15 protein-coding genes are annotated in these 13,515 nt (G+C 62.1%); all 15 read right to left on the bottom strand.

Annotated features, from left to right (window positions below; genetic code table 11):
• Positions 1 to 8 precede the first annotated feature (8 nt).
• The gene (gene fliQ / locus N181_RS14665) at positions 9 to 275 is read right to left on the bottom strand and encodes a flagellar biosynthesis protein FliQ (protein WP_012706883.1); all 267 of its coding nucleotides are present in this window, start codon (positions 273 to 275) and stop codon (positions 9 to 11) included.
• A gap of 149 nt (positions 276 to 424) precedes the next feature.
• Positions 425 to 871: a flagellar hook assembly protein FlgD gene (gene flgD / locus N181_RS14660; RefSeq protein ID WP_037395285.1), complete on the bottom strand. Its 447-nt coding sequence runs from the start codon at positions 869 to 871 to the stop codon at positions 425 to 427.
• Complete coding sequence (gene flbT, locus N181_RS14655; RefSeq protein ID WP_060563457.1) at positions 862 to 1,311, bottom strand: flagellar biosynthesis repressor FlbT; 450 nt, start codon at positions 1,309 to 1,311, stop codon at positions 862 to 864. The genes flgD and flbT overlap by 10 nt, the downstream gene beginning before the upstream one ends.
• Entirely contained in the window at positions 1,308 to 1,655 is a 348-nt protein-coding gene (gene flaF, locus N181_RS14650; protein WP_014327358.1) for a flagellar biosynthesis regulator FlaF, read from the bottom strand. Before flaF ends, flbT begins: the two co-directional genes overlap by 4 nt.
• 37 nt (positions 1,656 to 1,692) lie before the next feature.
• Entirely contained in the window at positions 1,693 to 2,745 is a 1,053-nt protein-coding gene (locus tag N181_RS14645) for a flagellar hook-associated family protein (RefSeq protein ID WP_037395288.1), read from the bottom strand.
• Positions 2,746 to 2,747: 2 nt separating this feature from the next.
• Positions 2,748 to 4,178, bottom strand: coding sequence for a flagellar hook-associated protein FlgK (gene flgK / locus N181_RS14640; protein WP_037395291.1), 1,431 nt, complete (start codon positions 4,176 to 4,178; stop codon positions 2,748 to 2,750).
• Between the two features lie 21 nt (positions 4,179 to 4,199).
• Positions 4,200 to 5,417: a flagellar hook protein FlgE gene (locus N181_RS14635; RefSeq protein ID WP_014327355.1), complete on the bottom strand. Its 1,218-nt coding sequence runs from the start codon at positions 5,415 to 5,417 to the stop codon at positions 4,200 to 4,202.
• An 87-nt stretch (positions 5,418 to 5,504) separates the two neighbouring features.
• A complete protein-coding gene (gene rem / locus N181_RS14630) occupies positions 5,505 to 6,176 on the bottom strand; it encodes a transcriptional activator Rem (RefSeq protein WP_037395294.1) in 672 nt (223 codons plus the stop codon).
• 272 nt (positions 6,177 to 6,448) lie between these two features.
• Positions 6,449 to 7,012, bottom strand: a complete 564-nt coding sequence (locus tag N181_RS14625; protein ID WP_080577480.1) for a transglycosylase SLT domain-containing protein — start codon at positions 7,010 to 7,012, stop codon at positions 6,449 to 6,451.
• Positions 6,951 to 8,435: a flagellar hook-length control protein FliK gene (locus N181_RS14620; RefSeq protein WP_037395300.1), complete on the bottom strand. Its 1,485-nt coding sequence runs from the start codon at positions 8,433 to 8,435 to the stop codon at positions 6,951 to 6,953. Before N181_RS14620 ends, N181_RS14625 begins: the two co-directional genes overlap by 62 nt.
• A complete protein-coding gene (gene motC / locus N181_RS14615) occupies positions 8,432 to 9,739 on the bottom strand; it encodes a chemotaxis protein MotC (protein WP_037395305.1) in 1,308 nt (435 codons plus the stop codon). Before motC ends, N181_RS14620 begins: the two co-directional genes overlap by 4 nt.
• A 5-nt stretch (positions 9,740 to 9,744) precedes the next feature.
• On the bottom strand, positions 9,745 to 10,923 hold the full coding sequence (locus N181_RS14610; protein WP_037395307.1) for a MotB family protein: 1,179 nt from the start codon (positions 10,921 to 10,923) through the stop codon (positions 9,745 to 9,747).
• Entirely contained in the window at positions 10,920 to 11,573 is a 654-nt protein-coding gene (locus N181_RS14605; protein ID WP_037395309.1) for a hypothetical protein, read from the bottom strand. The genes N181_RS14610 and N181_RS14605 overlap by 4 nt, the downstream gene beginning before the upstream one ends.
• Before the next feature lie 409 nt (positions 11,574 to 11,982).
• Positions 11,983 to 12,945, bottom strand: coding sequence for a flagellin N-terminal helical domain-containing protein (locus N181_RS14600; protein WP_037395311.1), 963 nt, complete (start codon positions 12,943 to 12,945; stop codon positions 11,983 to 11,985).
• Positions 12,946 to 13,259: 314 nt separating this feature from the next.
• Positions 13,260 to 13,515, bottom strand: a 256-nt coding sequence (locus N181_RS14595) for a flagellin (protein ID WP_272949673.1), incomplete at its 5' end; no start/stop codon positions are given.

Raw genomic sequence — 13,515 nt, 5'->3', positions numbered from 1 at the left:
GTGAAACCTCAGAATCCGGACTGGATTCTTGAAAAGATGATATCGGTGAAGATAGAGATCTGCGCACCGACGAACGGTGCCGAGATCGCCGCCGTGACCATCACCGCCAGGATCTTCGGCACGAAGGTCAGCGTCATTTCCTGGACCTGGGTCAGCGCCTGAATGAAGGCGATGACGACGCCGACCACCATGGCCGCCAGGACGGCGGGACCCGAGGCGACGATCACGGTCCAGATCGCGGCCTGCACGATGTCGAGGGCGTCGGCCTCATTCATTCCGGTTCGGTCCTAATCCTGCCGGCGCTCGAAAGCGGCGGGCAAGCTTTCAATTGCAGTGATTCTTCGGAAGATTCTCAACAATCATCGGCGCCCCGTCAAGCGACGGTCCGATCAGCGCTCTCTCCCGTTCCAACGAATCGCAGCGATCACGTTTCCGAGTCGGACGAGGTGGTCGACACGCTGATCCCGGTCTCGATGGCGATCTCCTTGCCATCGGTCGTGATCGCGGTCACGCCATCGGAGGTAACCTCGACCTCGGCGACGACGCCGCTCGTCTTGCCGTCGCTGCTCGTGATCGTCTTGCCGATATAGGTCGACGCCTGTGTCAGGCTTTCGCTCGCCAGCAAGCTTTCCAGATTGCTGTTCGTCTTGATCGACTGTTCGACCTGCGAGAAGGTGGCAAGCTGCGAAATCTGCTCGGTTGCATCCATCGGATCGGTCGGATCCTGATTTTGCATCTGCGCGATGAGCAGCTTCAGGAAGCTCTGATAGTTCAGGGTCGCGTCGGCCGCGTCCGTGCTGCTCGTCGATGTCGAGCTCGTCGTCGATGTCGTGCTCGTTGATGCGCTCGACGACACACCGCTTACCGCCATGGTGCGATCTCCTTGCGAATCTGGTCGATGGTGGCCGGGGTGATTTCCTGATTGTTCAGGATGCGCTCTTCGATGGGGTACAGGCCGCGGATCGCCTTCAACGCTTCGAAGGCGCGGCCCTGCGTGACTAGGCCGTCGATGCGCTTCAGCTCCGCCAGCACCTCGTCGTTCTTGAAGCAGGCGAGCAGCATGACGATCGACTTGCGGAACATGGCGGTCGATTGCTCGGCGCCTTCCGGATTGATCAGGATCATCTGAGCGATGAAATAGAGCTGCCGCAACGGTGTCGTGGCATCTTCCGGCTGCAGGACATGGTTTTCCAGGAGGAAGGTGACGTCGTTGAGGAATTCGACGGCGACCTTGCGGTCAACGCGAAGCACCGCGCCGTTTACAAAGATTCGTTCGCCCGATTTCAGCGAGATACGCAGTATGCTCTTCATTTCAGTCCATCCCTGATGATGGTGGTAATGTCAATTATGCCCTGGAAGTTGGAGGAGTCGCGTTTGCGGATCTTCTCCGTCTCGTTCAGTATCCAGATCCCGATCGAGATCAGGTTGGCGCGCAATTCGTCATTGAGCTGGTTATCCGGGGCGCGCAGATCCTCGATGAAGCGTATCCAGACGCGTCGGGTGTAGTAGATCGCCTCGATCGCTTCCTTTGAATATCCCTTCTGCTGCTTTGCCGCTTCCAGGAGCGCGATCGAGCGGTTGAGGACTTGCCACTCGCGATCCTTGGAAACGGCTACGCCTTCCTCCATGATCTCGGCGTATGCAAACTGATACATTCAGACATCCTTCATGCTTGTCCCTGTCCTCTTGTCATCAGAGGAAATCTATCAAACTCAACTGCTGGATCCGTCCGGTGAGCGTGTAGGATGTCTCCATCTGCGTCAGCAGCGTGTTCATCCGGGTCGACGCATCATAGGTGTCGACGCCCTCGAGATCGGTGATATGCGTGTTGATGAGCTTGATCTGAACCTCGAGCGAGGTGTTCGCCTTCTCCACGCGCGCTTCGGAAATGCCGAGCGTGCTGCGTTCGGCGGTCAGTCCGGTGATCGCCTGTTCGACATAGCCGAGGGCCGCCTCGCCGACATAGGCACGGACGTCCGATCCAATGTCCTCGTCCATGAGCTCCGACGAGATGACGCTGGCCAGAGCGAACTTCCGGAAGCCGTCGGTGGTCGCGTTGGTCGAACTCTGCACGACTTCGCCCGCGCTGATGCGGCTGCTCATGTTCTGGCTCGAGGCCTGGGACCAGTCGGCGGCCCACTGCGGATCGCTGTCATAAAGCAGCTCCAGCGTATTGGTGATGAAATCTTCCATCTGCGCCTCGGTGAAGTCGCTCATGGAAGCGATGCCGTTTGCCGACATGTAGCTCGCGAGCTCAGTATCGAAGGTGGTCTTCGCGGCAGAACCGGACGCCGCGTAATCCTCGAAAGGCTTCACATCGGTGTTGATGCCGGCGAAGAGGAACTCGCCGTTGAACGAGGTGTTCGCCGACGCGGTGAAAAGCGACATGGCGCTTTCGATTTCGGTCTTCTGGACCGACAGCTGGTCGACGGAATCATTGCCCTTGAAGGTGACGAGCGTATTGCGGACCTGTTCGGCCGCCTCGGCCATCGTTCCAAGGGCCTCCTGGGAGGACGCCAGCCTCTGCGTGACGACAGCGTTCGTGTCGACCAGGGTTTCCAATCGCGCAAGCTCGCGCTGCAGGTTGACCGAACGCGCGGTGGAGGACCCGAGCTCGAGGCCGACATCCGCGTGCCGGCCGGTCGAAACCTCCGTCTGAAGCTTCAGCAGTTCCTCCTGGCCCTGCTGAATGGTCAGGCGCATGGCATTCTGCACTGCCAGATTAGAAACGAAGGATGTCTTCATGATTACCTCACGGCTTCCAGAAGAGACGCCATCATGGCGTCCACGGTACTGATCAACTTGGCAGACGCCTTGTAGGATTGTTCGAGATCGAGCAGCAGCGACAGCTCTTCATCGATGCTGACCCCGGTCACGTTGCCGAGAGCCTCCTCCGTCCGCGCCAACAGAGCCGTCTTGTTGTCGTCGGCCGTCGAGGCGGCGCTGCGGATCTGCTCGAACCAGCCGATCGACGAGGCGGCGAACTCCATGATCGAACTGGTGCCGTCCAGCCCGGCCGCTGCGTCGAAAGCCATGTCGCCGTCCATGGCGGTGATGAAGCCGTCGAGGAGATCGGTGTAGCCGGAATGCGGATCCGTGGCGCCGCCCGGGTTGGAAACAAGGCTGTTGAACCCGCCATCGCGGAGCAGGAAGGGATTGGCTTGCGCGGCGGAATTGACGCTCAGCGTCGCCGCGATACCGGGCTCGATCGTGCTGGCCACGGGAACCGTTCCACCAGACCAGGTGAACAGACCGGGCAGACTGCCTTCCTGGAAGAGCGTGACGAGGCCGCGGGCCATCTCGTCGAGTTGCGATTGGAACGTCGGAGCGATGTCGTCGCGAAGCTGGAGAAGGCTCGCAAGCTCTCCCTGTGCGGTGGTATCCGCACCGGTGCCAGCCGAAAGCGATACGCCATCAACGAAGATGGCGTTGCCGGTCGTCGACGCGTCAAAGGCCGAGGTTGCCGTGAACGTCACCTGCCGGGCCTGGGTCTCGAAGAGCACGATACCATCCGAGGTGTAGATGACGGTATCGTTGTCCGCCCTCGTGACGGTGGAGATGCCGACGAGCTCGGATATCGCCTTCAAGAGCTTATCGCGCTCGTCGAGTGCGGCCGTGGCGTCGGCGCCCGTCGCCGTCGCCTGCTTGACGGCATTGTTCACCGTTTCGAAGCTCGCCAGCAGCGCGTTCAGGTTGTCGACCTCTTCGGCAATCTGCTTGTCGGTATCGCGACGCAGGTCCTGGACGGCGGTCGCCGTCTTGCTGATCGAGTTGGCGAGATCCGACGCATCGGCGACCACGGTCGCCGCGATCGTCGAATTGCCCGGGGTCGAGGCGAAAGTCTGCAGGCTGTCGCGGAAAGCGGTGAGATAGGTCGACGGCGCCGTCTCGTAGTCGTTGCCGCCGAGCGCCGACTTCAACAGCTCCAGTCCTGAAAGCAGGCTGCTCTGTGCCGAGGATTGCGAGATGCTTGTGAGGTTCTGCTTGAGCAGAGCCTCGTTCTGGGCCCGGTAAATGGAAACGATCTGGGCGCCATCGGCCGTCGTTCCCAGCATGGCCATGCGGCGCGAGTAGTCCGCGTTGCTCGCATTGGCGACGTTCTTCGACACCGTGGCCGTTTGCGAGGCGGTGGTGCTGAATGCTGATTGCGCAATTGCGATTGCCGAGGACAACGACATGCTGGGACCGTCTTGTTGGAATTACCGCTTCAGGTTCACGAGAACTTCGAGCAACTCCGAACCGGTCTGGAAGACCTTGGAGTTGGCCGTGTAGTTGCGCTGCGATTCGATCATCGACGTCAGTTCATCGGCGATATCGACGTTGGAGCTTTCAAGCGCGCCGGAAAGGATTTCACCGAAGCTGCCGGAACCGGCGAAGCCGGTGACGATGACGCCGGAATCGACGCCCTGCGAATAGACGTTGCCAGATTCTGGAACCAGCTTGTCGGGGCTTTGAACATTGGCGAGAGCAATGCGGTAGCGCGGCTCGAGTTCGCCGTTTGCATATTTGATGTAGACGACGCCGTCCGTGTCGATCTGATAGCCGGAGACCTTGCTCGGCGCGTTGCCGTCGATCTCGCCACCGTCCGGCGTGAAGGAGGTTCCAAGCTGCGTGGTTTCCGAGAAGTCGATGGTGATATTATTGAGCTCGGCGCCGGAGCCGGTAATCGGGGTGCCGAGCAAGCTCCCGGTCAGAGTCAGGGTCGCTGGCGACGTGGTCAGGGCGCCGGACGTGTCGAAATCCAGCGTCGCCGTGCCGAGCGAAGTGCCGGTTGTGCGATCAACGACATCCAACTCCCACTGGTTGGCAGCGAGCATCTCGTAGTTGAAATCCAGGATTCGGGTGTTGCCCTGTGTATCGTAGACGATGAGCGAGGTCGTTGACACGTCGCCGATTGCGGCACCTGAGGGCAAGTTGGCGCCCATGGCGCCGGCGGTCGAGCCGGCTGCGGTTAGACCTTCCGATCCGAGGTTGACCTCGGTCAGACCGTCGAAGCCGTTGACGACAACCGTCGGGTCCGCGCCCGCTTCGTACTCGTAGCCCATCAGGGTGAAGCCTGCGGCGTTGACGAGATTGCCCTGGTCATCCTGAACGAAGGCACCGGCGCGCGTCAGGTATTCCTGGCCGTTGGCGCCTTGAACGATGAAGAAACCGTCGCCGTCGATCGCAAGGTCGCTTGCTGATGTCGTATAGGTCGTCGAGCCCTGGTCGGAAATCGAGTAGCGCACCGAGGTCTCTACACCCCCGGAGTTGTAGGAGCCGTTGCTCGAGGGCAGGATCATCGAGGAGAATTCTGTCGATGCACGCTTGTAGCCGGTCGTGCTGGAATTCGCGATGTTTTCAGCCACCGTGCTGAGGCGGTTGGCCTGGGCGTTCATGCCAGAGACGCCCGTTCTCATGGTACCGTAGAGACTCATAGAGGATCCTCGTTTCCTGCTTCAGTGGGAGACTAGAAGTCGGGCCTTGCGTGAACCTGTCTTGACCCGACCAGATGTTGGTCCGGCTCAGTTCCAGTCGATGCAGTAGCCAAGGAAGCGCTTGGAATCGATCGGGTCGAAGCCGAGCTTCTTGCGCAGCTTCTTGCGCAACTTGCTGATGTGGCTTTCGACGACGTTCTCTTCGACGTCCTCGTCGAAGATGCCGTAGATCGCGTTGAAGATCTGCGACTTGGACACCCGCCGGCCGCGATTGGCGACGAGGTATTCGAGGATGCGCCGCTCGCGGCGCGGCAGCGCGAAGACCTCGTCGTTGATCTCCGGGTCGCGGCCGTCGGCGAAGACGCGGATCGGCCCGATGTCGGTGTAGTTGGCGATGGCCTTCAGGCGGCGGCGGATCGCCGCGACGCGGGCGAGAATTTCCCGCGGATGCACGGGCTTGCGAACGACATCGTCGACGCCGCAGTCGAACAGCGCCAGCGTGTTTTCGAGCGACGGTGTCTCGCTCATGGCGATCACCGGCGCCTGGGAGCGATCACGGATCGCCCGCGGCAGGCTGAAAGCGCTTTCACCCTGGCCGATCAGGAACGCCTCGACCGCATCGATATCCGAATCGGCGGCGGTGTTCACCCACTCGCCGAAGTCCTTGGGATCAAACCCGGTCGAAGGGATGCCCTCGCGCCCGAACAGGGACGCGTAGCCATCCTTCACCAGCTCTCTTTCATCAACCACCACGATCATTCGTCCGCCTCCGAATCAGTATGGGTGTCTCGCTGATTGAGAAGTACGAATCCGGGGATTCACGAACAACTAGAGGAAGTTAATGGGAGGTTTTAATAGTTGATTAAGGAATGCGTGCCGATTTGATCTATATCTAGTAGGTCCCCGTTACCGATGACACTAAATTGGTGTGGAAAAGTTAACGTGAGGCAACAAATAGCGCTTGCGATCACATTCTCTCCGCATTGTCGCCACAATGCGGCACGGCGACGAATATCACAACCAACGATTGATTATTGACAGAACTGCGCCGCATTCGGCGTCCACTTGCCGTAGCCCGTCGCGACGAGATTGGCGATGACCCGGCAGACATATTTCTTCTGCGCCGGATCGTTGTTCGGCCCGGCATGGTAGCGGGCAACCGCCATCGTCCAGCTCTCGTGCCTGGCGCGCAGATTGGAGAGGAAGCGCGCGGCATAGTCGACATTCCTCCGGGGATCAAGCATTTCCTCCGGAGAACTGAAATGCTCGCCGTGGAAGTGGTAATTGATCTGCATGCAGCCAAGATCGATGAGTTTCGCCCCTCCCGCCCGTGCGGCTCCGAAACGGCCGAGGACATCCTGAATGCTGGTGCCGAAATAGGCCTTGCCCTCGATATTCATCGCATAGGGCTGCAGCGATCCCTTGCGGCCGGTCTCCGTCAGGCCGACCGAGTAGAGAATGCCGGTCGGGATGCCGTACTTGGCCGCAGCGGACGCGATCTCGCGTTCGCAGACGCCGGCGCTCGCCAGGGCGCTACATGTAGACGTCACCAGTGCGAGAGTGCCCAACGCCAGCAGACGCATCGTCCGTTCCATCATTGCTCCACCATGTCTCGGCCTGCGCCGCCTCGCCCCCGTTCGGCCGCTGACGCCCCTGCCCGCTGTCTCCACCGGTGCGCTCGCCACCCGATTGGCCAAGCTGGCCCTGCGTCTGCGGCTGCGCACCGCTGCCGTTCGAAGCATCGCCGCCGGCATTGAACACGACGTTCACCTGGTCGACCGCGAAGCCCTGGGCGCGCAAGGCCTTCACCATCTCGCTCTGGTCGTCGCGCAGTTGGCGGAACGCCTCGCCCGTTTCCACCTTCAGGTCGACCTGCAGCTCGTCGTCCTTCAGGCGCAGCGTCGCCGTGACCGTACCGAGGTCGATCGGATGCATCTGGATCTTCAGCGTGTTCAGCGTCTTGCCGGCCTGGCTCGACGCCTCCGGCTGCGCCGACAACGCGCTCGACTGGAGCGCCTGCGCCCACTCGCCGTCACCGGCGATCGCACCCGTCACCGCGGCGGAGTTGGTATTCATCGCGACGCCGAGATAGCGGCGCGCCTCGAGGATGGTCACGGCTTCGGCCCTGGCATTCGCCGAAGACTTGCCGCTCTCGACGGCAGTCGCTTCGCCATCTGCCGAAATGCTCATCGAGACCGCTTGTCCCTTGCCGTCGGCGCGGGCAAAGCGGAAGAGCCGGTCGGATCCGGCATCACCCTGCTCTTCCGTCCGCGAACCGTCCGCCGCGGCAGCGTCCGCCGAGACATTGGCCGTCTCGGCGGCCAGGCCGTCGACGCGGTTGCCCGTGGACCGTTCTGCCTTGTCGGTGAGTTCGCCGCCGGCGGTGTCGAAGGCCGCGGCTGGCGGTGCGCTGCCGCCGAGCAACGACAGGAGGTCGCTGACCGGGCCATTTGCCGGCCCGGCCGAACCCGTATCACCCTCGGGCGTCGCCTCCGCCTCAGAATTTTCCGTTGCGCCGACCTCCGTGGCCAAGTGTCCCTTCGGCTTGCCCGTGACGGCCTTGCCGTCCGGATCGCTGGCCTCGTCGGCCTTGAGATCTGCCCGGCCCGCTGAAAACTGCCGGTTTGCTTTCTCCCGAACAGATTTGAGCTCGGAGGACGCCTGCTTCTCCGCAAGCGCGCCCTCCGCATCGCCCTCTCCGCGACCCTTGGCCGAAGGGCTCGAAAGGCGACCTGTCCCGGTGATGGTGGCGCTCGCGATCAGGACACCCGCCTTCGGCTTGCCGACCGTATATTCGGCTGCCGCCGTTCGCGTGCCCTCCGCGGCAGAATCAACGGCGCTCTCGCCGCTGCCCTCAGCCGTGCCTTGGGCCGGCGTCTTCTGGCGACCGGCATCGGCGACCGCGCTCTGGAAGGCGCCGGGCTCTCCCGCAACTTGCTCGTTCCCGCCCTGCCGGGCACCGGATCGTGTGCCGATGGCCGCGGCCGGAGCACGGAACGTCTCTTCAAGTGGCCTCATAGTCCTTCCTCCGCAAGGAGCGCATCGATCTCCTTGATCATCGAGCGCCCATTGGCCATGAAACCGTCAAGAGCCGGATCGGATTCGGCGACGGTCTCCGCGCCGGCTAGCGGTTCTGCGCCCGGCACGGGCGCCCGATCGGCCGGCTTGACAAAGGGACTCATGCCGCTTCCAGTCTCTCCGGTTTCGCCGCCATCGTTGGCGGGGCCGGTGTCGACCTCCGGTATAGGCATGGACGCTTGCGCGGGGCTTTCATCCTTCGGTAGTCGTACAACCTCTTGCGCAATCGCGCGGGCCGCCTCCCTGAGGGCGCGGTCGCGTGGCGAGAGCTTCTCGTCCGGAATTGCCGCCAGCGTCTGCGCCGCTGTGAAGACGTCCTCAGACGGCACGGCCGCAAGCCCTTCGTAGAAGTTCGCCAGCAGCTGCGATTGCCCGCCGCCATCCCGGGCGAGCTCTTCGGCCCGACTGGACGCCAGACGCGCCAGAGTCTGGTTCCCGCCGATTGCTGCCCGCCTTGCGACGCGCAGATAGACCTCGCGCTGGCGCGACTGGTCCATGAAGGCGAGATTCTCGGCAACTCTCTTCTCGACCGTCTCGTCGAAATGCGTGACTGCCAGTTCGACGAAGACGTCGGCGAACTGGCTCGCATAGGGCGACGTCAAATAGCGCCGCGCATAGTTCAACGCGTAGCGGAAGCCTTTTTCGGGATCGCCTGCCTGCACCGCAAGCGAAACGGAGCGGCGAAGCGCCGCCTCCTCTATGATGGTGCCGGGCGCTGTCAGACGCGCCCAGTCGTAATATTTCATCGCGGCAACGGGATCCTGTTGCGATGTGGCGTTGCCGAGGATCAGAAACAGGTAGGGACCGACGCGGGAATTCTTATATTCGGGCGCCGCCTTGGAGAGATTTTCGACGATCAACGGTCCCTTGCCGCGCAGATATTGCCTGAGCGCCTCCGCGACCCGGGCATCGAAATTGCCCTCGACATCCCTGTCGGTGAGATAATCCAGCGTTTCCGGATTGCCGCCGCTCATGACATAGACGAGCGCCGCATCGACGTTGCGCGGATCGCGAAAAATCGCTTCGTCGGCGGCCCTCAGACGCTTGTCAATTTCGTTGAGCATGAAGCGCTGCATTTCGATCGCCGAATGGTCGCCGAGCACGACGGAATCCTGGACATATTGCAGCGACCGAACCATCTTGAACGGCGCGAGCTCTTCCGTCTCGCTTGCGCGCGCAAGCCCGATCGCCAGCGGGGCCGAAAGAACCGATGCCACCAGGATGACGCTGAGCCGCTTCAGCATGTCTCTCAGCCCTGCCCCGACTGCAACAGGATCTCGATGCGCCGATTGGCGGCGGCATAGGGATCGTTCGGCATCTGCAGGCGCCGGTCCGCAAAGCCGCTGATCTGATTGACGCGCTCTTCCTTGAGGCCGCCGCGGACCAGCATGTAATAGGCGCTCTGGGCGCGCGCCGCCGACAGCCGCCAGTTGTCATAGGTTCCGTCCTTGAACGGGCGGCCATCCGTGTGGCCGCGGATCGCCACGGCCCCCTGGCGCTCTGCGAGCAGCTTGCCGATCTTTTCCATGGCGAGGACGAGCTCCTTGCCAGGAACGGCAGACCCCACCGCGAACATCGGCGCGTCCGTCTGCTCGCTGATCGTCACCAGCAGCCCGCCCTCGGAGGGCGTCACCACCAGCCCTTCGAGAAGCCGCCCGGCCTCGCCGCCGACCGCCTTCTCGATTTCGGCCTTGAGGGCTTCAGCCTCCTTCTGCTGCTCCTCTGCCTCTGCTTCCTGCTCGAGCGGCTCCTCGCCTTTGAGGACTTCCGCGGTCTTCAGCGCCTCGCCGGCGGCCGGGTCTTTCCCGGCATCGGCCGCCGCGACATCGCTTTCGGCCGCATTGCCGGCATCCTTGACTTCAACCTGCTTGGTCCAGAAATCCGGATCGAACGGATCGCGATAGGCCTCGCCGCCGTCGGCGCCGGTCGCCGGTCCCGACTGGGCGGCGCCGCCCTCACCCTTGGCGCTGATATTGGCCTGCTGACCGACCTCTTTGGCGATCTCGGAGAGCACCGAATAGGGGTTCTCGAAGAAGTCGGCGTCGGAATACTTGGTTTCCTCGCCCGAAGTAGCCGTCAACTGGTCGCCGGTCTTCGCGGAACCGCCGGATTTCGCCTGCTCGCCATCCGACTTCGATCGCTGCTGCGTCTCTTCGCCTTGGGCGTCCTTCGCGGGCTCCTTCAGACCTTTCTCCGACGGCTTCTCATCGGTGAGCTGGACCGGATTGAAGTAGGAGGCGATCGCCGCCTTGGTTTCCTCGTTGGCGGCATTGATCAGCCACATGACGAGGAAGAAGGCCATCATCGCCGTCATGAAGTCCGCATAGGCGATCTTCCACCCGCCGCCGTGATGGCCGTCGTGGCCGTCTCCGGAGCGCTTGACGATGATGATCTCGTTCTTGCCGTTGTGATGGCTTTCGTCGCTCATGCCAGAACCTTCCGGACGGTTTCGGACCAGGCCGCCATTCGGGTCACCAGGACTGTTTCGCCCATTTCAACCGTGAGATCGATGTCGTCGGCAACCACGTGCCGGAACACCAACGTGTCGTCGTCCAGATGCTGTTTCAGCGCTTCGAAGAGCACAGGCGATCCCTTGATGGTGATGGTAAGCCCCTCTCCCGCGCCGATGCCCTGCCTGATCATCGTCGCCAGGTCCTCGATGGCGCGCTTGAGCAGCACCTCTTCCATAATCGGCGTAAGCACGCGCGCCGTCTGGTCGCCAAGGGCCAGTGCCAGCCGCTCGGTGATCTGGTTAAAGCCGGCGGCGAGTTTCGAAGCGGTTTCTTCAGCCAGGCGGTGCTTCAATCCCTCGAGTTCCTCGGCGTGACGCGCCTTGAGTTCGGCGAGTTCGCGCTGATGTTCGAAGGCCAGTTCGGCCGCAGCCTCCGCACGACCCTGCGCAAAGGCCTCGCGCCGCTCGGCATCGACATCGATCTCTGGCATGGTCGGCCTCTGAGCGGACCGGTCTTCGGCGGGAAAGTCGCCCTCGAGATCCGGAAAATACTTCGGCGGCATCCGCGTCAGTTCGATTTTCGGCGCGCTGAAATCCTTGAGATAGCGGGAGAGCGACGCACTCATCGGCCATCCCCCCGGGGGGGCGCAGCCAATACCGGCGCGTTGCGCCCGCCTGGCATAGGCTGCCTCATGGTCCAGAAATCCAAAGCGGCTGACACGTCTGTGATGTCTCCTTCGGCCCTTACCGCCCGCGACAGCGACAGGACCAACATTCTCGATGCGCAACGGTTCGCGAAGGGCGGACCCGAAGCGGGACCGGTGCAACGGCGACCAGGATCATTCTGGCCGGCAGCCGGCCGAGCAGACTGCGAAGGGAAACTAGCCGGTCAAACTTGTGCGAAAATGAAGGTTGTTGGACCGCGCCAGGGCAACAGCGCGGTCCAACCAGTCCCGCCAGATGCCGATGACCGGCGGCACGGCGGAGGTGAAAGAGTGCACGGAGCTTCCGCCTATGGCGGCAGCGAAGGAGAAACTACTCCTGGAACAGCCTCAGGATGTTTTCGGAGTTGGTATTGGCAATCGACAGCGACTGGATGCCGAGCTGCTGCTGGGTCTGCAGCGCCTTCATCCGCGTCGATTCCTCGTTCATGTCGGCGTCGACGAGACGGCCGACGCCCTTGTCGATCACATCCATCAGGTTGGCGACGAAGTTTTCCTGCATTTCGATGCGGCTGGTGATCGCCCCAAGGGTCGCGGCCGAATTTGTCAACTGGCTGATGAGATCGTCGACGACACTGATCATGTCGTCCAACTCTTCGTCAGTGGTCGATCCGGAGAGCGCAATTTCCGTGCCGGCCGGCGGGCTGCTGGCGTCGATCAGGTAGTATTCGCGCGGTGTTCCCGTCGGAGCCGAGACGAGCGCGTCCGCATCCACCGCCATCGTCAGCAAGCCGCGGCTCGCATCCTGGACGTCCACGAGAATGGAGCCCGACGTATCGTAATCCAGCGTCGTCACGGAGACGCTGCCGTCGGCGCTGCGATTGAAGGAGGCAACGATCGATTTCGTCCCGACCGCCGTCGCTGCGTCGTTGTAGAGCCAGTTCTCACCCGAGAAGGATGCAGACTGAGCCGCCGACACCAGCTGTTCCTTGAGCTGCGAAAGCTCCTTGTCGATCTTGGTCTTGTCGACGCCAGGCTCGCGCGCCGCCACCAGCTTCGCCTTGACCTCGCTCATCAGGTCGATGACCGTGTCCAGGGCGGCATAGGCGGTATCGACCTTGGCCGCACCGAGGCCAAGCGCGTCCTGGACCGTCGACAGCGCCGCATTGTCCGACCGCATCGTCGTCGCGATGGACCAATAGGCAGCGTTGTCCGCGGCAGTCTCGACGCGATAGCCGGAGGACACGCGGCTCTGGGTCTCGTCCAGATTTCTGTTGATTGAACGCAGGGTCTGTAATGCCGCCATCGCGGCAGCGTTGGTCATGATGCTGGTCATTGGCTATCGCCCCTGTCGATGGGAGATCGAAGACATTCCGGATGGGAAACCGGCAGGGATGGTACGGCGTCATGCGCGCTGCCACCTTTTTGCCCTGGGTGACAGACCATCGTGCTTAACAAAGCGTTAATGCGAAATGGTTAACAAATGGTTAACGCGGTTAATGGATCATTAAGAGGTGTAAAGAAAAAGTTATGGTCTTACCGGGACCGGCAGCTTCCAGGACGGCGAAAGGCCGCGCAGCAGTTGCGCGGCCTTGGAAAATAAGGTGCCCGGAGGCAAATAGAGCAGCCTTAACCGGCCGCAGAAGACGCCTACTGGCGGAAGAGCTGGAGGATGTTTTCCGAATTGGTGTTGGCGATCGACAGCGACTGGACGGCGAGCTGCTGCTGCGTCTGCAGCGCCTTCAGGCGGGTCGATTCCTCGTTCATGTCGGCATCGACGAGACGGCCGATGCCGGAGTCAATCGAGTCGGTCAGCGCCGCGACGAATTCCTCCTGCAGACCAATGCGCATGGAGATCGAGCCGAGCTCCGAGGCGGCGCTGGTGAGGGACTGGAGGCCGGCTTCC

The organism is Sinorhizobium fredii USDA 205 (assembly GCF_001461695.1).
Lineage (GTDB): Bacteria > Pseudomonadota > Alphaproteobacteria > Rhizobiales > Rhizobiaceae > Sinorhizobium > Sinorhizobium fredii.
The sequence above is the reverse complement of the archived record's forward strand: the minus strand, read 5'-3'. Positions and strand labels throughout refer to the sequence as shown.